The following is a 25,862-nucleotide window of genomic DNA, read 5'->3' as shown; positions in this document are numbered from 1 at the left end:
GCTGAAAGCGGCGGCGATCAGCCGGCGGCGCCCAGACCGATGCCCTGTTTCTGGCCGAGCGCCTTGAAGACGGTCGAAACGATGCCGGCGCGGTCGAGGCCCGCCCTGGCATACATGGCTTCCGGCTTGGCCTGTTCCATCCAGATATCCGGAAGCACCATCGGGCGTACCTTGAGCCCGTTGTCGAGCAGGCCTTCCATCGCCAGGAACTGCAGCACATGGCTGCCGAAGCCGCCGACGGCACCTTCCTCGATGGTGATCAGCACCTCGTGATGGCGGGCAAGCTGGCGGATCAGGTCATGATCGAGCGGCTTGGCGAAGCGGGCATCGGCAACCGTTGTGGAAAGCCCGGCGGCATCGAGATCCTCGGCCGCCGCCAGACATTCGGCGAGGCGCGTGCCGAAGGAAAGCAGCGCCACCTTCGATCCCTGCTTCATCAAGCGGCCCTTGCCGATCTGAAGAATTTCCCCGCGTTCCGGCATATCGACGCCGACACCTTCGCCACGTGGGTAGCGGAAGGAGATCGGGCCGTCGTCATACGCCGCCGCCGTGCGCACCATATGCTTCAGTTCCGCCTCGTCGGCCGCGGCCATCACCACGAAGCCGGGCAGGGTGGCGAGATAAGTCGTATCAAAGGAGCCGGCATGGGTCGGGCCATCGGCGCCGACGAAACCGGCGCGATCGATCGGAAACCGCACCGGCAGCCCCTGGATCGCCACGTCATGCACGACCTGGTCGTAGCCGCGCTGCAGGAAGGTGGAATAGAGCGCGCAGAAAGGCTTGTAGCCTTCGGAGGCAAGGCCGGCGGCAAAGGTCACGGCATGCTGCTCGGCAATACCGACATCGAAAATGCGGCTCGGATGCGCCAGCGCAAACTTGTCGAGGCCGGTGCCGGAGGGCATGGCGGCGGTGATCGCGACGATCTTGTCGTCAAAGCCGGCCTCCTGCGTCAGCGCCTCGGCAAAGACGGAGGTGTAGGCCGGCGCATTCGGCTTGGCCTTCGCCTGCGCGCCGGTGATGACGTCGAAGGTGTTGACGCCGTGATACTTGTCGGCAGCGGCCTCGGCCGGCGGATAGCCCTTGCCCTTCTGGGTCACGACATGGATCAGAACCGGGCCGGAGGCATTGTCGCGCACATTGCGCAGCACCGGCAGCAGGTGATCGAAGGAGTGCCCGTCGATCGGGCCGATGTGATAAAAGCCCATCTCCTCGAACAGCGTGCCGCCCGTCATATAGCCGCGGGCATGCTCGACGGCGCGGGTGATGGCGCGGTCGACCTTCTTGCCGAGATAGGCCGTCAGTTTCTTGCCGAGATCGCGGAAGCCCATATAGGTGCGGCCGGAAGCCAGCCGTGCGAGATAGGCGCTCATCGCGCCGGTCGGCGGCGCAATCGACATGTCGTTGTCGTTGAGGATGACGATGAGGCGCGCATCGAGCGCGCCGGCATTGTTCAGCGCCTCATAGGCCATGCCGGCCGACATCGCGCCATCGCCGATCACGGCGATTACATTGCGCGGCTCGCCGGAAAGCTGCGAGGCCACGGCCATGCCGAGACCGGCGGAGATGGAGGTGGACGAATGGGCGGCGCCGAAGGGGTCGTATTCGCTCTCGGCCCGGCGGGTGAAGCCGGAGAGGCCGTCTTCCTGGCGCAGCGTGCGGATGCGGTCGCGCCGCCCGGTCAGGATCTTGTGCGGATAACACTGGTGGCCGACATCGAAGATCAGCCTGTCATGCGGGGTGTTGAACACCTTGTGGATGGCGATGGTCAGTTCGACCACGCCGAGGCCGGCGCCCAGATGCCCGCCGGTCCGCGACACGGCATCGATCATTTCGGCGCGCAGTTCCGTTGCCAGCTGCGGCAGATCCTTGTCGTCGATCTTCTTCAGGTCGTCAGGGTATGTCACCTTGTCGAGAAGGGGTGTCGCCGGCAGGGGCTGGGCTGGCAGTTGTGTCACGCTGAATGCCTCTTCTCGCGCCGCACCGCTGCGCCGCGATTCTGGAAAGATGTGTCCGCAAATGTGGGTCTTTAAACGCAAACCACAAGGATTGCAAAAGCGGGTTTTTCTGCGACACGGGGCCGGAGTTTAACGAATATCAGCTTTCCGGCAAAGGAATAAACTCTTCCTCGTCGCCCGGCACGATATCGAAACGGCCTGTTCTCCACTCTTCCTTGGCCTGTTCGATGCGTTCCTTGGAGGAAGAAACGAAATTCCACCAGATATACCGCTGCGAACCCATGGGCGCACCGCCGAAAAGCATGACATGACAGCCCGCCGGTCCGCCGGTGATGGTGATCGGATCGCCGGGGCGAAAAACCAAGAGCTGGTTATCGGTAAAATGGTCGCCGGCGATGATCGCTTCGCCCGACAGGATATAGAGCGCGCGCTCCTCCCAGCTCGCGGCAAAGGGCGCGCTTTTGCCGGCTTCGATCGAAAGATCGACATAGATCGTATCGGAGAAAACCTTCACCGGCGACGTCATGCTCTCGAAGGAGCCGATGACGACGCGGCCCTCCAGCCCGTCCTGCCGGAAGGCCGGCATATCGCGCTTTTCCGTATGGGCGAAGATCGGGTCGATTTCCTCGTATTGGTTGGGCAGCGCCAGCCACGTCTGCAGCCCGGAGATTGAATGATCCCGCCCGCGCAGGTTTTCCGGCGAACGCTCCGAATGCACGATGCCGCGCCCGGCGGTCATCAGGTTCAGGTCGCCCGGCCGGATGACCATCTCGGTGCCGAGGCTATCGCGATGCTTGATCTCCCCGTCGAACAGATAGGTGACGGTGGAAAGCCCGATATGCGGATGCGGCCGCACATCCATCGCCTGTCCCGCCTTAAGCAGCGCCGGTCCCATGCGATCGAAGAACACGAACGGCCCGACCAGCCGCCGCTTGGCCGTCGGCAACGCCCGTCGCACCTGGAAATTGCCGATATCGCTGGTGCGCGGAATGATCATCAACTCGATGGCATCGCACGCCGGCGCATCCCCCGCATCAGGGTCTTTTCCGGGAAAGAAGGACATGGGGCTTCTCCTTTGAGCGGCTATGGGTGGCCGGCTAAACTCGATCTGTACCAGTTGCGATATCCGGCGAAATGACAGCTACGCCGAAGGCTTGAAAATCTTTCAGATTGCGGGTTACCACCGTCAAATCGTAAGCCTTGGCCGTTCCTGCAATCATCGCATCCATGGCACCGGAATTGATACCGGCAGAGGCGGCCTTAGCTTCCAGCTCTCCTGAAAACCGCGCAACCATCGTGTCGAGCGAAAGAATCCGATCCCGATAGGCGGCCGTCAAGCCCGTAAGCCATGCCGCAAACATTTCCGCCTTGGCGTTTGCGCCGCGTGATCGCAAAAGATGGATGCCTTTGTCTATCTCGTGGACGGTTACGGCCGAAAGATAGATGCCGTTTTCCTGCTCGCGCTCTTCCAGCCACGTGACGAATGCCGCCGAAGCTTCGTTCCGGGCAGGCGCCAGAAGCGATATGATATTCGTATCCAGAAGAAAGCCGCTCACAGTTCAATATCCCGCGACGGCGCGGGATTACGGGCGAAGACATCCCCTTCAGACATATCGGGAAAGGTTTTCAGATAGTCGACGAGGCTTTGGCTGTGCGGTGCCATCGCCTTTCTGGCGGCCTCGGCTGCATCGACGCTCACGATCACGGCTGCGGCGCGGCCATGACGGGTGATCGTTACAAATTCGCCGGCTGCGGCTTTGTCGATGACATGGGAAAAGGTCGCCTTGGCGTCCTTCAGACTGATCTGTGTCATCTCACCATCCTAAAAGGGTCACTTGTGGCCATTTTAGGGTTTTAGAGGTGCGAAATCAAGCTTCCCCATCCAGCGGCTCGACACCCTGCGGCTTGCCGGCGCGGTCGAGGCGGATTTTTTCGATGCGGTTTTCGGCGGCGTTGAGCAGGGCTTCGCAATGCTTCTTCAGTGCTTCGCCGCGCTCGTAGATCTCGATCGACCGGTCGAGCGCGACGTCGCCGCGCTCCAGCGCCGAAACGATGGATTCGAGTTCTTCCACGGCCTTTTCGAAGGAGAGGGCGGAAACGTCGGTATTCGGTGTCGTGGTCATGTCAGCCCCTCATCAGGCGGTAGATATGGGTGCCGGCGGATTCCGCCAGGCCTTGCAGGTCGTAGCCGCCTTCCAGCAGGCTGACGACGCGGTTGTTGGCGCTTTTGCCGGCAACGTCGAGAAGCCGGCCGGTCGCCCAGTCGAAATCGTCGGCGACGAGATTGATCTGCGCCAGCGGGTCGCGGTAGTGGGCATCGAAGCCGGCGGAGATGATGACGAAATCCGGCCGGAAATTATCGAGCGCGGTCAGGACGCGCGACTTGAAGGCCTCGCGAAAATGGTCGCTGCCGGTGTCGGGCGAAAGCGGGGCGTTGACGATGTTGCCCGCCCCCGTCTCGTCCTTGGCGCCGGTGCCGGGATAAAGCGGCATCTGGTGCGTAGAGCAGAACAGCACGGAAGGGTCGTCCCAGAAGATGTCCTGCGTGCCGTTGCCATGGTGCACGTCCCAGTCGACGATGGCAACGCGCTCGGCACCGTAGGTTTGCTGGGCGTAACGTGCGGCAATCGCGGCATTGTTGAAGAAGCAGAAGCCCATGGCCTTGTTCTTCTCGGCATGATGGCCGGGCGGGCGGGAGGCGACGAAGACGTTGTCGGCCTTGCCGGTGAAGACGGCATCGACGGCCGCCGTCGCGCCGCCGATACCGGTCAGCGCCGCCTGCAGGCTGGCGGGACTTGCATGGGTGTCGGCCTCGAAGGAATTGATGCCCTCTTCGGGTATGACGGACATGACCGTGCGCAGATGCTCTTCCGGATGGGCGAGCAGCACCAGATATTCATTGCCCTGCGGCGCCTTCTCGCGCTTCAGCTCGGCGAAGCGGTCGTGCTCCAGCGCCAGATTGAGCGCGCGCAGGCGATCGGGCCGCTCCGGGTGGCCTTCCGGCACCTGATGCTCCAGAAAGATCGGATTTTCGAAAAGGATGGTGGTCATGGCCTGAAACTAGGGCGAGATGCCGTCGAGGTCCATGGCACGTGCGCCGTTTTCAACAGTGTGGCGATGGCGGCGCAGGGCCGCCATCGCGCGGATGCGGATATCAGGCGCGCTGCGGCAAGAGCGGATAGCCGACGATGACGGCACGGGCGGCAAGCGAGGCGATGGCGGCCTTCAGGATGTCGCCGGGAATGAAGACGAGCGAGCCCATGACGGCCTTTTCGATGCCGAGACCGGTGACGAAGGCAAGCCACGCAATACCGAGCAGATAGACCACGCCGATGCCGCCGATGACGGAGGCGAGGAAGAAGCCGGCGATCTGGCGTCCGCCCGTCTGGCTTTCACGCACCAGTTTTTCAGCGATCAGGCCGGTGACGAAGGTGCCGACGACCCAGCCGATGATGAAGCCTGCCGTCGGGCCGGCGAGGATGGCAAGGCCCCCGCGGCCGCCGGAGAGCACCGGCAGGCCGATGGCGACCATCAGCACCACGAGCAGATAGGCAAGGGAACCGCGCTTGGCGCCGATGATGCAGCCGGCGAGCATCACGCCCATGGATTGGGCGGTGATCGGAACCGGGATGAAGCCCAGCGTGATCGGCGGGACGATGCCGAGAAACACGATGATCGCGGCAAAGAGGGCGATGAGGACGAGGTCTCTGGTGGTCATTTCAGTTCTCCGGTGGCGGGGGTATGAGAGACGGCTTGACTACTGACGCCGGAAGCCGCGGGCGTCAATGGCCATGGCGATGGTATCGGCATCCTTCAGCGTCAGGATGATGAGCGGCGCAAACAGCGTCAGCGGCCGCATCGGCAGGCCGCGGGCGCGATGCGCCTCGCGAATATGGCCGTAACGTTCAAGGATTTCGGGCACGAAGCGGATCACCAGTGCCAGCGCCAGCCCGACATCGGCGGCGCGCACGAGGCCCACTCGCTCCAGCGGCTGCAGCAGAATGGTGATTTCGTCCATGAAGGCACTAACCGCCGTCGTTGCGGTGATCGCGGCGGCGAGAAAGACGACCGCGCCGATCCTGAGCGCCATCGCCGCCGCCTGCCGCGCGCCATCGAAATAAAGCGTGGCCAGCGCCAGGATCAGGATAGCGAACAGCACCCAGCCGACCCGCCCGAAAGCCTCGCGCAGCGGCAGGCCGAGCGTAAAATAAGTGGCGGCGCAGAGGAGGAAGATGGGCAACAGCACGAGCGGCGAGGTGACGAAGAACAGCACGACGCTGGCCGCAAGCAGCATCACAAGCTTGGTGCGCACCGTGATGCGATGCAGTGGCGTCCCGCCTTCGACATAGAGGCTCTTCATCAAGCCGCAAGCTCCCGGTAGCGGGCGATGATCTCGCCCGGCGCGCCATCGCCGGCGAGCCGCCCGCCGTGAAACAGCAGCACCCGCTCGAAATCCTCGACGAGAGACAGGTCATGGCTGATCACCAGCACCTGCTGTTCAAGGCCGTCGATGGTGCGCGCCACCAGCGCCCGGTTTTTCAGGTCGAGCTGGTTGGTCGGCTCGTCGAGGATCAGGATATCCGGCTCGGTCACCAGCACGCTCGCCATGGCGACAAGCTGGGTTTCGCCGCCGGAAAGCTCGTGCACGCGCCGGCGGGCAAGATGCGATATGCCGAAGCGGGCAAGGATAGCCGCCGTCCGTTCGGTGATCTCGGCACCCTTCAGCCCGCGGTTCTTGAGGCCGAAAGCGATGTCTTCTTCCACGATCGGCATGATCAGCTGATGCTGCGGGTTCTGGAAGATGAAGCCGGCCTTGCCGAAAACCTGTTTCTCGTCCGTCACCGTATCGAGCCCGCCGAGAAGCACCTTGCCGCCGCTCGGCTTCACCAGCCCGTTGATCAGCCGCGCAAAGGTGGTCTTGCCAGAGCCGTTGAGGCCGATAATGCCGATGCGCCGCTCGGTGAGCGTGAGGTTCAAGGGAAACAGCGCGGTCTTGTCGCCGAAGCGGACCGCGCAATCGGCAAATCGGATGTCCAAAACCGTCCCCTCGCTGCGTTGCAGCATCTATAAGCGAGTCTGCGGCAAAGGCAAATCGATGTGGGTTTGACTGTTGGGAATAAAAGCCTATCTTTTCCCCATGACGATTCTGGTTTCGAACCGCGATGCGCGGCTGATCTTCCTCAACAAGCAGGGTCTTGCGGCCCCGCCGCACCGTGCGCTCGGGAAAGACGGGTTGCTGCAGCTCATCCACGATATCGGCTTCGTGCAGGTCGACAGCATCTCGACGGTGGAGCGCGCTCATCACCAGATCTTGTTTTCCCGCAACCAGACCTATCGCCGCGAGCACCTGACGGAGCTTCTGGAAAAGGACGGCGAGCTTTTCGAGCACTGGACCCACGACGCCTCGATCATTCCGAGCACCTTCTTCGTCTATTGGAAACATCGGTTCCGCCGCAAGAAGGCGTCGATCCTCGACCGGTGGCGCAAATGGCAGGGCGAAGGGTTCGACCAGGCCTTCGAGGAGACCTATGCGCGCATCGTCGCCGATGGCGCCGTGATGTCGCGGGATTTGAAGGCCGGAGAGCACAAATCCGGCGGCTGGTGGAACTGGCATCCCTCGAAGACGGCGCTGGAATTTCTCTGGCACACCGGCAAGCTGGCGATCGCGAGGCGGGAGAATTTCCAGAAAGTCTACGATCTCGTCGAGCGGGTGATCCCGCCGCACCATACCGAAAGTGAGGTCGAGCACGAGGCCTTCGTCGATTGGTGCTGCCGTGCCGCACTCGAAAGGCTGGGTTTTGCCACCCATGGCGAGCTTGCCGCCTTCTTCGATCTCGTCTCGCCGGACGAGGCCAAGGCCTGGGTCACCGCCCATCGCGACGAACTGGTTGAGGTGTTGATCGAGCCCGCCAACGGCGAAAAGCCGCGGTCCTCCTACGCCTTCCTCGGCTTCCCCGATACACTCGGGGCGCTGACGGAGCCGCCGGCAAGGCTTAGGGTGCTGAGCCCTTTCGATCCGCTGCTGCGCAACCGCGACCGCATGGAGCGCCTGTTCGGTTTCTACTACCGTATCGAGATTTTCGTGCCCGAGCCCAAGCGCGAATATGGCTATTACGTCTTTCCACTTCTGGAAGGCGACCGCCTCGTCGGCCGCATCGACATGAAAGCGGATCGCAAGGCCGGCACGCTCGACGTCAAGCGCCTGTGGTGGGAAAAGGGCGTGCGCACCACTTCCGGCCGTCTGGAGCGGCTGGAAGCCGAACTTGCCCGCATCGCCCGTTTTGCCGGGGTGGAGCGGGTGAACTATCTGGAAGGGTGGCAGGGATAGCCAAGCGCTCCGCCGTTTCCTCCCCCGCGGGCGGGGAGAGGGGGGCCGCAACCCTATAATCCTGTGAGTGCCCGCCACGGCGGTACGCCAGCACAGACCCCGTCAAATAATATCCGTCGCCGTGATGTTGATCCCGAACCCTTCGAGGCCGACATAGTGGCGCTCGCGGGTGGACAGCAGGCGGATCGAAGTGATGCCGAGGTCCTTCAATATCTGGGCGCCGAGGCCGATTTCCAGCCATTCGCTTTCGCGGGCCTGGGCCTCGCCATGGTCCTCGCGGTCGTGCTTGCCCTTGCGTGCCGTCTGCGACAGCCCGACGCCGACGGAGCCTTCGCGCAGGTAGACGATGACGCCGCGGCCCTCTTCGGCCATGCGCTTCATGATCGTGTCGAGCTGGCAGGTCTTGCCGAACACGTCGTCGGCGACGTTTTCCAGATGCAGGCGCACCGGAATGTCAACGCCGTCGCGGATATCGCCGAAGACGACGGCGAGGTGCTGCATCGGGTCCCAGGGCAGGGAGTAGGTATGGCCGGTTGCCTTGCCGTAGGGGGTGTCGACGTCGAAGGTGCCGCCAAGCTCGATCAGGGTTTCCTTGCGCTGGCGGTAGGCGATGAGATCGGCGACGGACACCTGCTTCAGGCCGTTTGCCTCGGCAAAGCTCGCCACCTGCGGCCCGCGCATGACGGTGCCGTCGTCATTGACCAGTTCGCAGATCACGCCAACCGGCGGCAGGCTTGCGAGCTTGCAGAGATCGACGGCGGCTTCCGTATGGCCTGAACGCATCAGCACGCCGCCTTCGCGGGCAATCAGCGGGAAGATATGGCCGGGGCGCACGAAATCGGCCGGGCCGACATTCGGGTTGGCAAGGTTGCGCGCCGTCAGCGTACGGTCCTCGGCGGAGATGCCGGTCGTGGTGCCGTGCTTGAAGTCGACGGAAACGGTGAAAGCGGTCGTGTGCGCCGAATCGTTTTCGGCGACCATGGCGTTGAGGTTCAGGCGCTTGGCCTCCTCGCGCGGCATCGGGGTGCAGACGATGCCTGAGGTGTGGCGCACGATGAAGGCCATCTTGTCGGGCGTGCAGTGCACGGCGGCGACGATCAGGTCGCCTTCGTTCTCGCGGCCGTCGTCATCGGTGACGACAACGATCTCGCCGGCCTCGAAGGCGCGGATGGCGTCGACGACGCGCTTCTGGTCATAGGCCATGGTTTTCTCCCTTCGAGCATTTCCAGCAAAAGTGCGAAGCGGTTTTGCGTCCGGAAATGCGTAAATGCTCAAGTCTTACTTCAGGCGGCCTGTCTGGCCACGGTCGCGCAGGTAGTGGTCGGCAATGGTGCAGGCGACCATGGCCTCACCGATCGGCACGGCGCGGATGCCGACGCAGGGGTCGTGACGGCCCTTGGTGCGCACATCGACATTGTTACCGTCGCTGTCGATCGAGCGGCGCTCCGTGAGGATCGAGGAGGTCGGCTTGATAGCAAAGCGGGCGATCACCGGCTGCCCGGTGGAAATGCCGCCCAGAATGCCGCCGGCATGGTTGGAGAGGAAGATCGGGTTGCCGTCATTGCCCATGCGCATCTCGTCGGCATTTTCCTCGCCGGTGATTTCGGCGGCACCGAAACCGTTGCCGATCTCCACGCCCTTGACGGCATTGATCGACATCAGCCCCGCGGCGATATCCTGATCGAGCTTGGCATAGATGGGGGCACCGATGCCGGCCGGCACGCCTTCCGCTACCACTTCGACGACGGCGCCGATGGAGGAGCCGGCCTTGCGGATGCCGTCGAGATATTCTTCCCAGACGGGCACGATCGCGGCATCCGGCGCAAAGAACGGGTTCTCGTTGACCTGCGCCCAGTCCCAGTTGGCGCGGTTGATCTTGTGCTTGCCGATCTGCACAAGTGCTGCGCGGATGGTGAGGCCCGGCACCACCTTGCGGGCAAGGCCGCCGGCTGCCACGCGAGCCGCCGTCTCGCGGGCGGAGGAGCGGCCGCCGCCGCGATAGTCGCGAATGCCGTATTTCACGTCATAGGTATAGTCGGCATGGCCGGGACGGTAACGCTTGGCGATCTCGCCGTAGTCCTTGGAGCGCTGGTCGGTGTTTTCGATCATCATCGAAACCGGCGTGCCGGTGGTGATCATCGTCTCGCCGTCCTCGTCCAGCATCACGCCGGAGAGTACCTTGACGAGATCGTCCTCACGCCGCTGGGTGACGAAACGCGACTGGCCGGGCTTGCGCTTGTCGAGCCAGGCCTGCAGTTCGGCAAGCGTGAAGCGGATGCCGGGCGGGCAGCCGTCGATGACGCAGCCGAGCGCCGGCCCGTGGCTTTCGCCCCAGGTGGTGACGCGGAAGAGATGACCGAACGTATTGTGTGACATGGCACCGGAGACCGTAAAATGACGGGGGAGGGGCACGTTTCGTACCCCGGACTTCGGCCGAGACTATTAGTGGAAAAAGGCGAAAAGGGAAAAGCCTTTCTGCCTAAAAAGCCGCGGCTTGGGAAATGCTGTTCTCAGGAAGCCAGCGCCAGCGCCGCGCGCCGCGCGAAGACGAGGAAATCCTCCGCGCTCTTGGCCCTGGAGAAGGCATAACCCTGCAGCAGGTCGCAGCCGAGAACGCTCAACATTTCCGCATGCTCCATGGTCTCGACGCCTTCTGCCACGGTCTCGATGCCGAGCGAACGGCCGATCTCGATGATCGAGCGTACCAGCGCCTGCTCCTTGTGCGCGCCGAGGATCGGAGCGACGAGCTGGCGGTCGATCTTCAGCCGCTTCGGCTTGATCTTGAGCAGGCTGACGATCGAGGTGTGGCCGGTGCCGAAATCGTCGATCTCGATATCGATGCCGAGCTTCTTGATGCCCTCGATGTTGGCGGTGACGATATCGTCGCTCTCGTCGAGGAAGATCGATTCCACCAGCTCGAAGGAGAGCTGGCCGGGCGGGAAGCTCAGGTCTTTCAGCGAATTGAGCAACGTGTCGTCGGAAAGACGCTTGGCCGAGACGTTGACCGAAATTTTCGGCACATGCACGCCCTTCGATGCCCAGAGCATGGCATCGAGCATCGCGCGGTCGAGCACGATCCGGTCGAGGGTGGCGACGACGTTCAGCTCCTCGGCGATGTCGAGGAACTTGTCGGGTGTCAAAAGCCCCTCGCGCGGGTGGTTCCAGCGGATCAGCGCCTCGACGCCGGCCAGCTTCAGCGAACCGGCCTCGAACTGCGGCTGGTACCAGGGAACGAACTGGTTGTTCTCGATGCCTTCGAGGATTTCGTCGGCGATGCGCTTGGTCTTGACGACTTCGGCCTGTAGCGTCTCGGTGAAGAATTCGTAGCGGTTGCGGCCGTTTTCCTTGGCGCGGTAAAGCGCGATGTCGGCATTGATCAGGAGCTTGCGCTCGTCCATCGCCAGATCGCCGGTGGCGATGCCGATGCTGACACCGAAGCGGCAAGGGAAGCCATTGTAGTCCACCGGCTGGCGCATTTCCTGAATGATGCGTTGGGACAGCGCCTCCAGATGCGCGACACCCGGACAATCGGTGATGACGACGACGAATTCGTCGCCGCCGATGCGGGCCACCATGTCGCCGGCGCGGATGTTGGAGCGCAGGATCTTCGAGGCATGCACCAGCATGGCGTCACCGGCTGCGTGGCCCAGCGTGTCGTTGATCTGCTTGAAGCGGTCGAGGTCGATATGCAGCAGCGCCACGTCATGCAGCCCGCCGTTGCGGCCGGCCGAAAGCGCCTCCAGCGTGGTGTCGAGCATGCGGCGATTGCCAAGGCTGGTCAGCGGATCGTGCAACGCGTTGTGCTCGATGCGGTGGTTGGCCTGCGCCAGCTCGTCGTTCCTGGTGTCGGCGACGGCCTTGGCGGCGCGTAGCTGTTCCGTCATCAGCACGTCGTCGGTGATATCCCAGCTGATGCCGGTAATCTTGGCATTGCCGTCGGCGCCGACATGGGTGGAGCCGACATGCCGCAGATAGCGAACGCCGCCGTCGGGCAACACGATGCGGTATTGCGAGCGGTATTCCTCGCCCTCGTCCAGCGCCTTGAAAAGATTGAGCGACGCCGCCTCCGAATCATCGGGATGAACGGTGATCTGCCAGTCCTTGTAGGCCGGGTTGCCGTCTCCCGGCGGCAGGCCGTGCAGATGGTACATGCGCTCGTCCCAGGAGCGGGCCTGGCTGTTGAGGTCGATTTCCCAGATGCCGATATTGGAGGAATCGAGCGCGAGGTTGAGCCGGTGGGACAGCGTCAGCAACTCGCGGTCGCGCGAGCGCAGGGTCGCGATGGTGCGCTGGCGCTCGCCGACGAGGCCGAAGGTCACGACGATCGGGATGATGATGATGGCAGCGGCGGCGAGGATGGCGATCAGCAGGCCCTTGCCGTTTTCCGGCTCCTGCTCCCAGCCGCCGGCCGGAATGGCGGCCAGCTCCCAGGTGCCGCCGGGCAGGTGCATCTGGCGGATGACCGGCGTTTCATCGAAAACCGCGTCCTCGCCGAAGAAGGCATCCTGGACGTTGTCGGCGACGGAGATGTCGCGGATCGCGAGCTTGACCGCGAAATGACGCTCGCCGACGTTCTGTTCTTCCGTCTCGTCGGTGCCGATCAGGTGCGCGGCGCGGTACAGTGCGTCCTCGTCGATGATCGCTTCCATGAAGCCCCAGAAGCGCATATGGGCGAGCTTCCTGGCAAAGACCGGCGAAAACAGGTTGAAGCCGGTGCGGCCGGTGGCGAGATGGATCGGCCCGGCGATGATCGGCCGCGCCTTGGATTGCGCCCGGTCGGTCGCGACGCGCGACGAGCCGAATCGCTTGAGATCGACGCCGAGCAGCCGCTGGTTGCCTTCCTCCGGCACGACCATGCGGATCACGGCTTCCGGCGCGGCGCTGATGCGCACCATTTGCGGGTTCTGCAACAGCACGCGGGAGGAAAGCTGCTTGAACAGCGCTGGCGACATATCGGGGTTGGCTGCGACGCTGTTGGCGATGCCGCGCAGCGCCGTGATGCTGGTGGTGATTTCGCCCTGCAGCCGGGTCGAGATCAGGTTCAGCTCGTTCTGCACCTTGATCTTCAGTTCGTTGCGGAAATTCAGGCGATTTTGCTGGTCGAAGAAATAGCCGCCGGCAAACACCACGGCGCCTGCGATGAAGGCAGGAACGAGCGAGGGTTTCGCCAATCTTGCAAGAGTTTCGGCGTGCTGTCGAAGACGGGCGCGGATGGTCAAGCCTGGTATTCCCCTGTTTTGGAATGGAACGGTAGTGGGGGAACCTTAAAATTGGCTTTAGACCCTGTTCCTGCTATGAAAACGCGGCCGGAAGGGGAACGGGAGCGAAGCGATTAAGGCTTCGTTCACCATAAAACACACAATCCGGGAAACTTCGAAAAGCCACAACACTGGGCAATTTTCGCCACAATCGGGAGGCATCCATGCGGTCAACAAAATTTCGAGAATCAATTACGAGGGTAACCCGCATGAAGTTCGTCGTAGCGGCACTCATGGCCACGGCCAGTCTTTTTTCACCACTCAGCGCCTTTGCGGAAAGCGCCGACGTCGAAGCGACGATCACCTCGGTCGATACGCAGGGCCTCATGCTCTCGCTGGACGACGGCAAGAGCTACCAGGCGCCGGAAGAGTTCAATTTCGACGGCCTGAAGGCGGGCGTGAAGGTTCTGGTGTTCTACACCGAAGTCGACGGTAAGCGCGTCATCAACGATCTCGAGATCGTGCAGTAAGGTCAGCCAAGCGGCTGGTTTTCCCTTCTCCCCATCGGGGAGAAGGTGGCCCGAAGGGTCGGATGAGGGGGATTTCTCCCGCTGTCCAGAGTATGCCGCACCACCCCCTCATTGCCGCGCATTCGCGCGGTACTTCTCCCCACGGGGAGAAGGGGAAACCCTAAAGCGGGCTTCCTTCCTGATCGTCACAGCCACCCTATCTTCCCGTTTTCCATTTTCAAAATCCGGTCCTGCGGTATCGCCCCCAGCGCCGCCTCTTCGGCATCCATCGCGCCCATCAGCTTGAACAGCGTGCGGATCACCCCGCCATGGGCGACGCAGACGGTCGGCCGGTCGACATCGGCAAGCCACGCGCCGACCCGCCACGACAGGATCTCGTAGCTTTCCGCGTCCTTGCCCGGCGGAATGAAATCCCATTTGAAAAGCTCGCGCTCGGCGACCCGGTCCGGCGCCAGCGCGTCGAGTTCCTGCAGCGTATAGCCCTCCCAGTCGCCGAAGGAGAGTTCCTTCAGCCTGTTATCGGTGCGATAGGCGAGGGGATCAAGGCCCATGGCGGTGCGCAGCCGCTCCATCGTTTCGCGGGTGCGCCCGAGCGGGCTTGCGACGTAATCGAAACCATCGGCCTCAGGCCCGAGCAGGGCGGCCAGCGCCTGGCCATTGCCCGTCGCCTGGCGGCGGCCGGTATCGTTCAGGGGAATATCCTTCTGGCCCTGCAGCCGGATCTGGGCGTTCCAGTCGGTCTGGCCATGGCGGATGACATAGATGAGCAAGATATCGCTCCGGCATGATCATGAAAAAACAAAGGCCCCGCGGAGCGCGGAGCCTTTGAGTCCTAAACCTTCCATCAATCCTTGATGACGGAGATATCGGGGGCATCCACCGCCTTCATGCCGACCACATGGTAGCCGCTGTCGGCGTGGTGGGTCTCGCCGGTCACGGAGCGCGACAGGTCCGACAGCATATAGAGGCCGACATCGCCGACTTCCTCGATGGTGACGGTGCGGCGCAGCGGCGCGTTGTATTCGTTCCACTTGAGGATATAGCGGAAATCGCCGATGCCGGAGGCGGCAAGCGTCTTGATCGGGCCGGCCGAGATTGCGTTGACGCGGATGTTCTTCGGGCCGAGATCGACGGCAAGATACTTGACGCTGGCTTCAAGCGCCGCCTTGGCAACACCCATGACGTTATAGTTCGGCATGACCTTCTCGGCGCCGTAATAGGTGAGCGTCAGCATCGAGCCGCCATCGGTCATCAGCTTTTCGGCGCGGCGCGCGACCGAGGTGAAGGAATAGACCGAAATCTGCATCGTCTTGGTAAAATTGTCCGGCGTCGTATCGACGTAGCGGCCGGTCAGCTCGTCCTTATCGGAAAAGCCGATGGCGTGGACGAGGAAGTCGATCTTGCCCCACTTCTTTTCGAGGTTGTCGAAGACTTCGTCGATGGTCGCTTCATCGCTGACATCGCAGTGGCCGGCGAGAAAACCATCGACTTCGGCGACCAGCGGCTCGACGCGCTTCTTCAGGGCATCGCCCTGATAGGTGAAGGCGATCTCGCCACCCTGCGCATGAATGGCCTTGGCGATGCCCCATGCGATCGAGCGGTTGTTGGCGACGCCCATGATGAGCCCGCGCTTACCCTTCATCAGACCTTGCGACATATCGTGCCCCTATATGCTATGCTTCCCTCGACCGGAGCGAGCGGAACGGCGAATTTTTCCAAAAGAAAGCCGTCGCGGCATTTCGACGCGCGGTCCCTGAATTCGAAGAAACCGCTATGGCATAGCCGACCCGGTGGTTCAAGCGCGCGACCCATCAGGAACTGTTAGTCCCCGTAATAATGGGTCAGCATCCCCTGCCAATGTCATGGAAGTGTTAAAGCACGAGGCCATCTCGCCGCGAGCGCATCAGGTCGGTCATCACCTCGTCGGGCTTTTCCCAGAGCAGCAGCCGGAGTTCGACGACGAGCGCGCCGCGCCCGCCCTCCGCATCCGGCAGGCCCTGGCCTTCGAGACGGATCGTCTGGTCCGAGCCCGACCAGGCGGGCACGGTGACGGCGATGGTGCCGGTCGGCGTCTCGACCCTCGTCTCGCAGCCGAGCACCGCATCCTGGATGTTGATCGGCAGCGTCGTGTGAAGATCGACGCCGTTCGGACGGAATTTTTCGTCCGGGGCGATGCGCACATGCACGACGAGGTCGCCGCGCAGCATGCCGTTCAGCCGGTATCCCTGCTCCTTCAGGCGAACGATGCTGCCGTCGACCGTGCCGGGCGGCAGGGCGACTTTCAGCGTCTGCCCGTCGGGCAGGGTGGCGGTCGGCTTTTCGCGGCGGAAGATGTCGGCGATGGTGACGGTCACCTCGCTGAAAATATCCGGCACCTTGTCCGGCTGCGGTTTCTGCGCGCCGCGAATGCGCCGCACGATCGCCGAAACCAGCTCGGCAGCCGGCGCGGCGGCGCGCGGCAGAATGCTGAAGGGGCTTACCCGTTCTTCCGTTTCGCTCCGTGTTTCGGCCTTCGGCTCTTCGCTCGCGGCAGCCGGTTCGGGGCTGGCCTCCGGCTTCGGCTCGACCCTGGCTTCCGCAGCCGGTCTCGGGGCCGGCTTCGGCTGCGGACTACGGGCCTCGGCGCCGAAAATGCGGGAAATCATTTCGTCGGCCGTTTCGGGATCGATGGTTTCGCGCGGCTCCTGCGTCTTGCGCTTCATCTCTTCCATGCGGCGCAGGTCCGCCTCGCGGCGGGCGGCGTCGTAGCGGTTGCGCAGCTTGGGGTCCTTCAGCAGCTCATAGGCGCGGCCGGCCTCGGCAAAGCGCTGGGCGGCATTGGGATCGTCGCGGTTGTGGTCGGGATGCACGGCTTTTGCGACCGTGCGCCATGCGGCCTTGATCTCGGCCGGTTCGGCATTTCGCCGCACGCCCAGAACTGCATAGGGATCACGCATCTCATCACCGCCCGTTTTGGCCGCCCCGTCTTCGCGGATGTCGGCGCCGTTTGTCGCCGGACGGTCTGCACGCCGTCCCTTTGACGCCGATGATGGGAAGGGGCTGCTTAAATAAGCGTTATCCGCCGGTGGCTTGGGGCAAATGGCGGCGGCTTTCGAGCGGGGTGGTTAACGCCGCGTCAGCTGCGCGGACCAAAACTGGTCAGCATCCACTCGCCGTTCTGCATCATGCAGGTATTGCCGTCGAACTTGGCAATACCCTCATAGGAATGGCGCGTCGTCGTGAAGCGGCGGCAGGTGACGCCGTTCACCTGTTGCTCGTCGATGCTGCTGATGACGCCGGCGCTGCCCGAGCTGGAATTCGCCCAGGGAATGGGATTGCCCGCCATCTTGCTGACATCGGCTGACGAAACGGCGTTGCGCACCGTCATGGCATCGGAAAGGTTCTCGGTGTTGCGGATCGGGACGGAACCGGTCGCCACGCTGTGATCGACGTCGCGCGAGGCGAGATCGAGCCCGGCCCCCATGCATCCCGAAAGGAGAAGTCCCGCCAGACAAACCGCGACAAGGCCGCCTTGCCGGGATAAAGCCTTGGTGTCATTGATGCTCTTTGCTATGTCTTGCAACGGCCTACCTGTCGAACTCGGGAGAGCTTTTGCGGGTGTCGGCGGACACGGGAACCGCAATGGCTCTGACATATTCACTGGCGGGCGGACATCCGGGGTTCTCTCCGCACCACAAATTTCGGCATTGGAAGACGACTATGAGCGAGACTGGGTTAACAACTGGTGACTTCACCGAGGAAAACGAGCCGTTTACGCTTTTCGGCAAGTGGCTGAAGGAAGCTACAGCCAGCGAGATCAACGATCCCAACGGTGTAGCGCTGGCGACGGTGGATGAGAATGGACTGCCGAATGTGCGAATGGTGCTGCTCAAGGACTTCGATACCAGAGGATTCGTCTTCTACACGAATTTTGAGAGCCAGAAAGGGCGCGAAATCCTTGGCAGCATGAAGGCGGCCATGTGCTTTCATTGGAAGACGCTGCGCCGCCAGGTGCGCATCCGCGGCCCGGTGGAGATCGTCAGCGATCAGGAAGCGGATGAATATTACAAGACCCGCGCCCGCGGCAGCCGCATCGGCGCCTGGGCGTCGAAGCAGTCGCGGCCGCTCGAAAGCCGCTTTGCGCTGGAAAAGGCCGTTGCGGAATATACGGCGCGCTACGCCATCGGCGAAATCCCGCGGCCGAAACACTGGTCCGGCTTCCGCATCCGCCCGACGTCGATCGAGTTCTGGAAAGACGGCGCCTTCCGCCTGCACGACCGCATCGAATTCCGCCGCGCCGACCCGGACGGCGGCTGGGACAAGGTGCGGATGTATCCGTGAGGGGCCTTTTAAACCTCACCCCGTCCGCATCATCCGAAACGGAATGCCCGACGCCAGCGCGCCGACATAGGCCGCCTTCTGGAAATGCCCGTTCAGCGAAATGCGGGGCAGCGCGGTCAGTTCCTGTCCCGCGAAGAGTGTGCCCGGCTGGGTCGTGACGGCGATGGTCAGCCCGAGTTCACGGGCAAGCAGGCGATCCCGTTCTGAAACCGCCCAGGAGAAGCCGTAGGGATAGGCCAGCGTCTTCGGCTGGCGGCCGGTGATCGCCTCTATGGCGGCGCTGGAGTTTTCGAGTTCCGACCTTGCTGCATCGTCGGAAAGCCGGGCAAGCATGCGATGGCTCACCGTATGCGCCCCGAGGCTCGCCAGCGGATTGGCAATGAGCGTCTTCAGGCCATCGGCATCGAGCGTCAGCTTTTCGGTGATCGTCAGCGGTTCGATGCCGGCAGCGCGTGCGGCGGCATCGATTGCCGCAACGGCCTCGGCCTCGTCGCGGCCGTTGACGTAGTCGGCGAAGCGGTCGAAAGCCGCCTGCTTTCGCGCGCCGGTGTCGGTCGGTACCGTTTCGGGGGCGTTGCCGAAATCGAAGGCGATCCTGTCGTTCGCTTCGAGAAAATCCGCGAGCGTTTCCCACCACAAGCCATGGCTGCGCTCGATGAAGCCGCGGGTGGCAAAAACCGTGAAGGGCACACCGTGGCGCGTGAACACCGGCGCGGCATGTTCCAGATTGTTGCGATAGCCGTCATCCAGCGTGAAGACAGCAAGCGGTGCAGGGTCGTCCGAGCCCAGCGCCTCGGCCAGGTCTTCGAGCGCGATGAAGCGATAGCCTTCTCGTTTCAAGGTCGCGATGGCGGTATCGAGAAACTGCGGTGTCACTTCGAGGTGGGCATTGGGATCGAAGGCGCGGTCCTGTTTCGGTCGCACGTGATGCAGTGTGAAGATGGCGCCCCGCCCGCGCGCCGCTTTCATCAGCCCGGCCATCTTCACGATCCGCGCGGTTTCCAGTCCGCCGGTGATCAAAGTGCTTTTCACGAAACGCTTGAGCATGCCCTGATGACCTCGATTTGGCGCGCCCTCGCAGGGCTGTTTCAAAGGCCGCAGGATAAGGTCTCGGCGTTAAACCAAGTTGAATCGAAAGCAGAAAAGGCGGGCCACTTCGCAGAAGCCCGCCTTTCACCTTTTCACGCGTGATCAACTGACGAGATAGATCGCTTCGTCATCCCGCTGGCGGCCGCCAAGAGCCGCACCGACACCGGCGACAAAGGCGCCGATGAGAAGCGAGAGCGCGCCGATCATGGCGACGGTGGCGCTGGTCTTGCGCGCCGTATCGGCCGCCTCCTTGGCCGCAACCTTCGCATCGTTGATGCTCTTCAGCACACTATCGACGCGCGCCTTGGCATCGGTATCCGAAAGGCCGGTGCGTGCTGCGACGAGCTGGCCGAGATAGGTCTTGTCGGCTTCCGACATCTCGCCCTTGGCCGTGCTGTTGACGAGGATGCGCGAGACCTCGGCCGTCGCATCGCCCGTCGATGCCGTTGTCGGCGGCGTGCGCGGATCGGCAGGGCGCAGCAGGCTATCGACGAAATAACCGGTGCCGGTGTCGCCTGCATCGGGTGTACCGTCCGAGGCTGCGGCGACTGTTGCGGCGGTTGCGCCGGCCGTCAGGGTTGCGGTCGCCTGCACGCCTGCACTGATTGTCGAGGAAACGGCGGAGCCCAGCGCACCGGCGATGATCAGCGTCGCCACCGCCCAGGCCATCACGCCGTGGGCCGTATCGCGGAAGAACACCTCATCCGTATGCACGCCGACCCATTTGGTGCGCAGCCGTCCGGTGACATAGCCGCCGAAAGCCGAGGACAGCCATTGCACGATCACCAGCCAGACCGCCGTCGAGACGGCGAAGGTGGCCAGCGACGCACCCTCGTTCGACCAGGGCGAGATCATGGTAAGCCCGAGACCGGAGCCAAGCAGCATCAGAACGAGGGTGAGGGCCGAAGCCGCGACCGCCCCGGCGAAGATCGCGCCCCAGCTCACGGCCGAGCGGGAGGATTCTTCCGTCGGGATAACGGCCGCCGATGAAACGGGTATCGTCATCGCGGCACCTATCGCCAGAAGAGCATAATGAGGATGATGAGGGGGATCGGAATCCCCAGCAGCCAAAGCAGAATTCCGCGTCCCATGATATCTCTCCTTGTGATCGTTCAAAACGGCCCGATTGCGTCGGGATTTGCTCTGAACTCTGAAGGAGAGCTTTTGGTTCCGGCCCGGCCGTCGCTAAGTGCCGATTTTATAACGCGTCTTTCCGACCCTTAGGCCTTGGTGCCACCCACCGTCATGTCGTTCATGCGCAGATGAGGCTGACCGACGCCGACCGGCACCCATTGACCGGCCTTGCCGCAATTGCCCATGCCGCTGTCGAGCTTCATGTCGTTGCCGATCATGGTGATGCGCTTCATCGCATCCGGGCCGTTGCCGATCAGCATCGCGCCCTTGACCGGCGCACCGACCTTGCCGTTGTCGATCAGATAGGCCTCGGTGCAGCCGAAGACGAATTTGCCGGACGTGATATCCACCTGTCCGCCGCCGAAGGAGACGGCGTAGATGCCCTTCTTCACCGAGGAGATGATCTCCTCCGGCGTCTTGTCGCCGGAGAGCATGTAGGTGTTGGTCATGCGCGGCATCGGCACATGGGCGTAACCTTCGCGCCGGCCGTTGCCGGTCGGCTTCATGCCCATCAGTCGGGCATTCTGGCGGTCCTGCATGTAGCCGACGAGCTTGCCGTCATCGATCAGCACATTATAGCCGGAAGGCGTGCCTTCGTCATCGATGGTCAGCGAGCCGCGGCGGGCCTCGATCGTGCCGTCATCGACGACGGTCACGCCCTTGGCCGCGACCTGCTCGCCCATCAACCCGGCGAAGGCAGAGGTCTTCTTGCGGTTGAAATCGCCTTCCAGCCCGTGGCCGACGGCTTCGTGCAGCATCACGCCCGGCCAGCCGGAGGAGAGCACCACATCCATGGTGCCAGCCGGCGCCTCGATCGCTTCGAGATTGACCAGCGCCTGCCGCAGCGCCTCGTCGGCGCCACGCTGCCAGCTTTCGGTCACGATGAAATCGCCGAAACCGCGACGGCCGCCGACGCCATAGGAGCCGGATTCCTGCCGGTCGCCATCGCCGACGACGACGGAGATATTGAGCCGCGTCATCGGGCGGATGTCGTGCATGCGCTCGCCATCGGCGCGCAGGATATCGACCACCTGCCAGGCGGCGGCGATGGAAGCCGTCACCTGCCGCACCTTCGGGTCCTTGGCGCGCAGATAGGCGTCGATCTCGGAAAGCAGGGCGACTTTGGCTTCGAAACTCGGCTCGCCGATCGGATTGCCGTCGCCATAGAGCTTGACGTTGGTGCGCTGGGGGGCTGCGGCATAGGTGCCCGAATAACCGCGCGTCACCGCGCCCACGGCATCCGCCGCGCGCTTCAGCGCCGCCAGCGAAAGATCGCCGGCATGGGCATAGCCGACGGCTTCCCCCGCCACCGCGCGCAGGCCAAAACCCTGATCGGTGTTGAAGCTGCCGCCCTTGAGGCGGCCGTTGTCGAAGGACAGCGCCTCCGACTGGATATGTTCGATGAAGAGTTCGCCATCATCGGCGCCGGCGAGCGTATCGGCCAGCACCTTGCGCACCGCCGCCTCGTCGCTGTCGAACAGTTTGATGAGATCGGTGTTCATGGCGGTGCTCCTGCATGTGTTGGTGCAGGCTTATGTAGAGATTAGGCGTTTCGAGGGCAAGCGGAGCGGCGGCATCGGGGAGCGATCAACCGGTGACACGACGGCGCACGCTTTCCAGGATTTCATCCGAAAGCACTGTGTCGTTGACGGCGCGAGCCATGACGAGCGCACCGACGAAGCTTGCGACATCGGCAATCGCGCGGGCCCGGTCGGGTGCCCGGCCATCGCCCTCCTGCAATTTTTCCATCAGCCCGATCAGCGCGCGCACATGATCCGTTACCGGACCTCGCTCCGCATCGGGCAGGCGGGCGAGTTCGGCCCCGAGCGCCGCCACCGTGCAACCCGCTCCGGCGGCAGCACGGTGGTCGGGCGAAAGATATGATTGTGCGAAATCGTCCAGCGAGCCATTCAGCGCATCGGCTTTCATCATGTCATCCATGGCATGGGCGAGTGCCTGCCCGGCAAGGTCGGTCTTGGATTTGAAGTGTCCATAGAAGCCGCCATGGGTCAGTCCGGCTCCTTTCATGATCGCATCGACCCCCACCGCGTGGATGCCGTTTTCGCGAAACAGCCTGGCGGCCGTATCGAGGATACGCTGCCGGTTTTCCTTCGCCTGTTCCTTGCTGGGACGCATCCCGCTCTCCTTCGAGAAATTCTGCTTGACAAAATATATGACGCTCGTCATTTAAAGGCAATACATGACGATCGTCATTTAAATTTCCAGCCGGCGGCAACGCCTTTGACAGGGATGAAGGACATGAGCATGCGTTACAGGGTTTTCGGCCGCACCGGCCTTCGCGTTTCGTCGCTTTCGCTGGGCACCGGCAATTTCGGCACCGGCTGGGGCTATGGTGCCGACCGCGAGACGGCAAAGCAGATTTTCGACGGTTACCGCGCTGCCGGCGGCAATTTCATCGATACGGCCGACCAGTATCAGTTCGGTCAGTCCGAAACGCTGACGGGAGAGTTCATCGCCAGCGAGCGTGATGACATCGTGCTTGCCACCAAATTCTCCCTGGGCGATGCGCCGGCAAGCGGCCTGCAGCGCACCGGCAACAGCCGCAAGGCGATGATCCAGTCTGTCGAAGCCAGCCTGAAACGGCTGAAGACCGACCGTATCGATCTGCTCTGGGTGCACATGCCCGATGATGTCACCCCGATCGACGAGATCGTCCGCGGCCTGGACGATCTCGCCCGCTCCGGCAAGATCCTATATGCCGGCCTTTCGGATTTCCCGGCCTGGCGTGTCGCCACCGCCGCGACCCTTGCCGACCTGCGCGGCTGGTCGCCGATCTCGGCCTTGCAGATCGAATACAGCCTTGTCGAACGCACGGTGGAGCGGGAACTGATCCCCATGGCCAATGCCTTCGGCCTCGGCACGGTGAGCTGGTCGCCGCTCGGCGGCGGTCTCTTGACGGGCAAGTATCGCAAGGGCGAGACGGGCAGGGCGCAAGGCCTCGGTGTTGTCATCCACGGCGAAAGCGATGCCCGCAAAACGGCGACGGTGGATGAGGTTCTCGCGATATCGGAGGAGACGGGCGTTCCCGCCGGCCAGATCGCCATCGCCTGGGTACTCGCTAAGGGCACGACCCTGCCGATCATCGGCCCGCGCACCACGGCGCAGCTGGACGACAACCTTGCGGCCCTCGATGTCCGCCTGACCGAAGACCAGATCGCCCGCCTCGATGCGGCCAGCGCCATCCCGCTCGGTTTCCCCTACGACGTCGTTTCCGGCAGCCGCGGCCGGCTTGCCGGCGGCAAGGCGGATGTGATGGATTGGCCGGTCGTTGCGGTTAAGTAAGGTTGTCGCCTCGCGCCCAACCCTCCTACGTCATGGTCGGCCTCGCGCCGACCATCCATGCGTCACGGCATAGATCCTCGGCTCTGCGGCCGAGGATGACGGCGTGTGGAGCGGGCGAAACGCCACAAACAAAAAAGCGCGTCTTACGGCGCGCTTTTACGTATCTCTTTCTAAACCCGCCTCACGGCAGCGCATCATAGCCTTCGCCGAACCCCTTCAGGTCCACCGGAATGCCGATGCCTTCTTCCGGCGACTGGAACACGATGAAGGTTGCCGTCGCGCCCGAGCGGAAGGTTTTCAGCAGTTCGTCTTCCAGCACGACTTCGGCATAGCAGCCGTCATTGAAGCAGCGCACGAAATAGGCGCGGCCGATGTCCTTGCCGTCGACATTGAGCCCGAGCCCGTTCGGCAGCAGAACGCCGAGCGGCGCCAGCACGCGCAGGATCTTCGCCTTGCGGTCGGCGGTCTTCAGCACCACCACCGAAAGCCCGACCTCCGGCCGGTCCTCGGCGATGACGTTCTGCATCAGCGCGCATTGCTCGGTGGTCGCGCCCGCCGGCTGGTCGCAGACGATCGACCAGGCGCCGTGGTTGGATTTCACCGTGCCGGGCGTGTTGGGCTGCTGGGTCTGGGCGAAGGCCGAAAAGGGAAGTGCGGCTGCGGCAAGTCCGATGGCTGCGAGCCGCGAAAGGAGGGACAGGCCCATGGAAACCTCGAAGTACGAATCAACAGGGCTATTCTTGAAGTGCGCCCGCGCAAATGAAAAGCCCTTGCCCCTACATTCACCAGGGATACGGCAGAAAAGCGGCGTCAAACAAGGCCTTTATGCGCCTTCTTTTCGGCGATGGCGCTGCTCTATCCGCGCTTTCCATGATATAGAGTCCCGGCCTGCCGGTCGCGCCGGCGGCGAGAGGCCGCATCGACAAGATGCGCCCGCAGGCGCGATGCTGGCAAGTCCCTGTGCGAAAAGCAAGGTTTTGCGCAAAAATGCCGCATGGGGTTGAATGGACAGATGTTGCGGCGTTGGTCAAACTGTGGTTTGAAGCGCTTCAGTACCGCAGGATTCTGCGTTTTGGTTTGATCCAGATCAAACGCCCAGGGGAGACACATTGTGAAAAACAAGGCTTTTGCAGCTCTGGCATCCACTGCCTGTCTGCTTTTTGCTTCCAGCGCCTTGGCTGACAAGCCGGTCGCGTGGCAGACTAACTTTCAGACCGCCGCCACCGGCATTATGGAAGAAATTACGTGGTTCGAGCATTATACGCTCTGGTTCATCGTGCCGATTACGCTTTTCGTCCTGGCGCTCCTGGTCGCCGTGGTCGTCAAGTTCCGCGAGAAGGCCAATCCGGTTCCGTCCAAGACCAGCCACAATACGGCCATCGAGATCGTCTGGACCCTCGGCCCGGTCGTCGTGCTTCTCTTCCTGGCAATTCCTTCGTTCCAGCTTCTGACGGCGCAGCTCACCCCGCCGGAAAATCCCGACATCACGCTGAAGGCGACCGGCAACCAGTGGTACTGGTCCTATGAATACGAAGTCGGCGAAAACCCGCTGTCCTTCGATAGCCTGCTGATGAAGGAAGAAGACCGCGCTTCCCTCGGCAAGGAGGACAAGACCGAATATCCGCGCCTGCTCGCCGTCGACAACGAAGTCGTCGTGCCGGTCGGCAAGATGGTTCGCGTGCTCGTCACCGCCGCCGATGTCATCCACGCTTTCGCCATGCCGGCCTTTGGCGTGAAGATCGACGCCGTTCCGGGCCGTCTCAACGAAACCTTCTTCAAGGCAGAGCGCGAAGGGCTCTATTACGGCCAGTGTTCCGAGCTTTGCGGCAAGGACCACGCCTATATGCCGATCGCCATCCGCGTCGTCAGCCAGGAGAAGTATGACACCTGGTTCGCAGCCGCCGCCACCAATGTTGGCGCAGCGAACAAGGCCCTCATGGCATCGATCGACGCGGACAAGTCCGTCGATGTTGCCGTGAACGCCGCACAGTAATTTGAAGGGGAG

At 62.9% G+C, this 25,862-nt stretch carries 26 protein-coding genes; 5 read left to right on the top strand and 21 right to left on the bottom strand.

Annotated features, from left to right (window positions below; translation table 11 throughout):
* Positions 1-17 precede the first annotated feature (17 nt).
* From dxs to ASC86_RS02375, 9 genes are all read right to left on the bottom strand, one after another.
* Positions 18-1,955, bottom strand: coding sequence for a 1-deoxy-D-xylulose-5-phosphate synthase (gene dxs / locus ASC86_RS02415; RefSeq protein WP_056315485.1), 1,938 nt, complete (start codon positions 1,953-1,955; stop codon positions 18-20).
* Positions 1,956-2,094: 139 nt separating this feature from the next.
* Complete coding sequence (locus tag ASC86_RS02410) at positions 2,095-3,018, bottom strand: pirin family protein (protein WP_056315483.1); 924 nt, start codon at positions 3,016-3,018, stop codon at positions 2,095-2,097.
* A 34-nt stretch (positions 3,019-3,052) separates the two neighbouring features.
* Positions 3,053-3,511, bottom strand: a complete 459-nt coding sequence (locus ASC86_RS02405; protein WP_056315481.1) for a type II toxin-antitoxin system VapC family toxin — start codon at positions 3,509-3,511, stop codon at positions 3,053-3,055.
* Positions 3,508-3,768: a type II toxin-antitoxin system Phd/YefM family antitoxin gene (locus ASC86_RS02400; protein ID WP_056315479.1), complete on the bottom strand. Its 261-nt coding sequence runs from the start codon at positions 3,766-3,768 to the stop codon at positions 3,508-3,510. The genes ASC86_RS02405 and ASC86_RS02400 overlap by 4 nt, the downstream gene beginning before the upstream one ends.
* Before the next feature lie 55 nt (positions 3,769-3,823).
* The gene (locus tag ASC86_RS02395) at positions 3,824-4,078 is read right to left on the bottom strand and encodes an exodeoxyribonuclease VII small subunit (protein ID WP_056315478.1); all 255 of its coding nucleotides are present in this window, start codon (positions 4,076-4,078) and stop codon (positions 3,824-3,826) included.
* 1 nt (position 4,079) lies between these two features.
* Entirely contained in the window at positions 4,080-5,006 is a 927-nt protein-coding gene (locus ASC86_RS02390) for a histone deacetylase family protein (RefSeq protein WP_056315476.1), read from the bottom strand.
* A 103-nt stretch (positions 5,007-5,109) separates the two neighbouring features.
* The gene (locus ASC86_RS02385; protein ID WP_056315474.1) at positions 5,110-5,673 is read right to left on the bottom strand and encodes a biotin transporter BioY; all 564 of its coding nucleotides are present in this window, start codon (positions 5,671-5,673) and stop codon (positions 5,110-5,112) included.
* A 39-nt stretch (positions 5,674-5,712) separates the two neighbouring features.
* Positions 5,713-6,318 (bottom strand): energy-coupling factor transporter transmembrane protein EcfT, encoded by a 606-nt coding sequence (locus ASC86_RS02380; protein ID WP_156386873.1) that lies wholly within the window; start codon positions 6,316-6,318, stop codon positions 5,713-5,715.
* Positions 6,315-6,992: an energy-coupling factor ABC transporter ATP-binding protein gene (locus tag ASC86_RS02375; RefSeq protein ID WP_056318141.1), complete on the bottom strand. Its 678-nt coding sequence runs from the start codon at positions 6,990-6,992 to the stop codon at positions 6,315-6,317. The genes ASC86_RS02380 and ASC86_RS02375 overlap by 4 nt, the downstream gene beginning before the upstream one ends.
* A gap of 100 nt (positions 6,993-7,092) precedes the next feature.
* Between ASC86_RS02375 and ASC86_RS02370 the strand changes: the two genes are divergently transcribed.
* Positions 7,093-8,283: a winged helix-turn-helix domain-containing protein gene (locus tag ASC86_RS02370; protein ID WP_156386872.1), complete on the top strand. Its 1,191-nt coding sequence runs from the start codon at positions 7,093-7,095 to the stop codon at positions 8,281-8,283.
* A gap of 102 nt (positions 8,284-8,385) precedes the next feature.
* On the opposite strand, the gene ribB is transcribed toward ASC86_RS02370, so the two are convergent.
* The 3 genes from ribB to ASC86_RS02355 form a co-directional block, all read right to left on the bottom strand.
* Positions 8,386-9,486, bottom strand: a complete 1,101-nt coding sequence (gene ribB, locus ASC86_RS02365) for a 3,4-dihydroxy-2-butanone-4-phosphate synthase (protein WP_056315467.1) — start codon at positions 9,484-9,486, stop codon at positions 8,386-8,388.
* Between the two features lie 75 nt (positions 9,487-9,561).
* On the bottom strand, positions 9,562-10,659 hold the full coding sequence (gene aroC, locus ASC86_RS02360; protein ID WP_056315465.1) for a chorismate synthase: 1,098 nt from the start codon (positions 10,657-10,659) through the stop codon (positions 9,562-9,564).
* Between the two features lie 134 nt (positions 10,660-10,793).
* Positions 10,794-13,454 carry an EAL domain-containing protein gene (locus tag ASC86_RS02355; protein ID WP_056315464.1) on the bottom strand — a complete coding sequence of 887 codons (2,661 nt, stop codon included), beginning with the start codon at positions 13,452-13,454 and terminating at the stop codon, positions 10,794-10,796.
* A gap of 296 nt (positions 13,455-13,750) precedes the next feature.
* Between ASC86_RS02355 and ASC86_RS02350 the strand changes: the two genes are divergently transcribed.
* The gene (locus tag ASC86_RS02350) at positions 13,751-14,011 is read left to right on the top strand and encodes a DUF1344 domain-containing protein (protein ID WP_056315462.1); all 261 of its coding nucleotides are present in this window, start codon (positions 13,751-13,753) and stop codon (positions 14,009-14,011) included.
* Between the two features lie 185 nt (positions 14,012-14,196).
* Here ASC86_RS02350 and ASC86_RS02345 read toward each other — a convergent pair whose 3' ends face one another.
* The 4 genes from ASC86_RS02345 to ASC86_RS02330 all read right to left on the bottom strand — a co-directional run bounded on the left by ASC86_RS02345 (position 14,197) and on the right by ASC86_RS02330 (position 17,573).
* Positions 14,197-14,781 (bottom strand): histidine phosphatase family protein, encoded by a 585-nt coding sequence (locus tag ASC86_RS02345; protein WP_056315460.1) that lies wholly within the window; start codon positions 14,779-14,781, stop codon positions 14,197-14,199.
* Positions 14,782-14,855: 74 nt separating this feature from the next.
* Complete coding sequence (gene fabI, locus ASC86_RS02340; protein WP_056315458.1) at positions 14,856-15,668, bottom strand: enoyl-ACP reductase FabI; 813 nt, start codon at positions 15,666-15,668, stop codon at positions 14,856-14,858.
* Between the two features lie 214 nt (positions 15,669-15,882).
* The gene (locus tag ASC86_RS02335; RefSeq protein WP_056315456.1) at positions 15,883-16,947 is read right to left on the bottom strand and encodes a DnaJ C-terminal domain-containing protein; all 1,065 of its coding nucleotides are present in this window, start codon (positions 16,945-16,947) and stop codon (positions 15,883-15,885) included.
* 179 nt (positions 16,948-17,126) lie between these two features.
* Positions 17,127-17,573 (bottom strand): RT0821/Lpp0805 family surface protein, encoded by a 447-nt coding sequence (locus ASC86_RS02330; protein WP_056315455.1) that lies wholly within the window; start codon positions 17,571-17,573, stop codon positions 17,127-17,129.
* Between the two features lie 137 nt (positions 17,574-17,710).
* On the opposite strand from ASC86_RS02330, the gene pdxH reads away from it, so the two are divergent.
* Positions 17,711-18,331 (top strand): pyridoxamine 5'-phosphate oxidase, encoded by a 621-nt coding sequence (pdxH, locus tag ASC86_RS02325; protein WP_056315454.1) that lies wholly within the window; start codon positions 17,711-17,713, stop codon positions 18,329-18,331.
* 15 nt (positions 18,332-18,346) lie between these two features.
* Here the strand turns inward: pdxH and ASC86_RS02320 are convergent, their stop codons facing one another.
* The 4 genes from ASC86_RS02320 to ASC86_RS02305 form a co-directional block, all read right to left on the bottom strand.
* Positions 18,347-19,378 (bottom strand): polysaccharide deacetylase family protein, encoded by a 1,032-nt coding sequence (locus tag ASC86_RS02320; RefSeq protein WP_056315452.1) that lies wholly within the window; start codon positions 19,376-19,378, stop codon positions 18,347-18,349.
* A gap of 144 nt (positions 19,379-19,522) precedes the next feature.
* On the bottom strand, positions 19,523-20,425 hold the full coding sequence (locus ASC86_RS02315; protein ID WP_056315450.1) for a hypothetical protein: 903 nt from the start codon (positions 20,423-20,425) through the stop codon (positions 19,523-19,525).
* A 215-nt stretch (positions 20,426-20,640) separates the two neighbouring features.
* On the bottom strand, positions 20,641-22,056 hold the full coding sequence (gene tldD / locus ASC86_RS02310; protein WP_056315448.1) for a metalloprotease TldD: 1,416 nt from the start codon (positions 22,054-22,056) through the stop codon (positions 20,641-20,643).
* Between the two features lie 85 nt (positions 22,057-22,141).
* Positions 22,142-22,690 (bottom strand): TetR family transcriptional regulator, encoded by a 549-nt coding sequence (locus ASC86_RS02305; RefSeq protein WP_056318139.1) that lies wholly within the window; start codon positions 22,688-22,690, stop codon positions 22,142-22,144.
* A 129-nt stretch (positions 22,691-22,819) separates the two neighbouring features.
* On the opposite strand from ASC86_RS02305, the gene ASC86_RS02300 reads away from it, so the two are divergent.
* Positions 22,820-23,857, top strand: a complete 1,038-nt coding sequence (locus tag ASC86_RS02300; protein ID WP_056318136.1) for an aldo/keto reductase — start codon at positions 22,820-22,822, stop codon at positions 23,855-23,857.
* 181 nt (positions 23,858-24,038) lie between these two features.
* Here the strand turns inward: ASC86_RS02300 and ASC86_RS02295 are convergent, their stop codons facing one another.
* Positions 24,039-24,563, bottom strand: coding sequence for an invasion associated locus B family protein (locus tag ASC86_RS02295; protein WP_056315446.1), 525 nt, complete (start codon positions 24,561-24,563; stop codon positions 24,039-24,041).
* A 405-nt stretch (positions 24,564-24,968) separates the two neighbouring features.
* Between ASC86_RS02295 and coxB the strand changes: the two genes are divergently transcribed.
* Positions 24,969-25,850 carry a cytochrome c oxidase subunit II gene (coxB, locus tag ASC86_RS02290; protein WP_056315444.1) on the top strand — a complete coding sequence of 294 codons (882 nt, stop codon included), beginning with the start codon at positions 24,969-24,971 and terminating at the stop codon, positions 25,848-25,850.
* The last annotated feature ends 12 nt before the right edge of the window (positions 25,851-25,862 follow it).

The organism is Rhizobium sp. Root1212 (genome assembly GCF_001424985.1).
Taxonomy (GTDB): Bacteria; Pseudomonadota; Alphaproteobacteria; order Rhizobiales; family Rhizobiaceae; genus Pararhizobium.
Note: the sequence above shows the minus strand (reverse complement) of the source record. Positions and strands in the feature narration are given on the sequence as shown.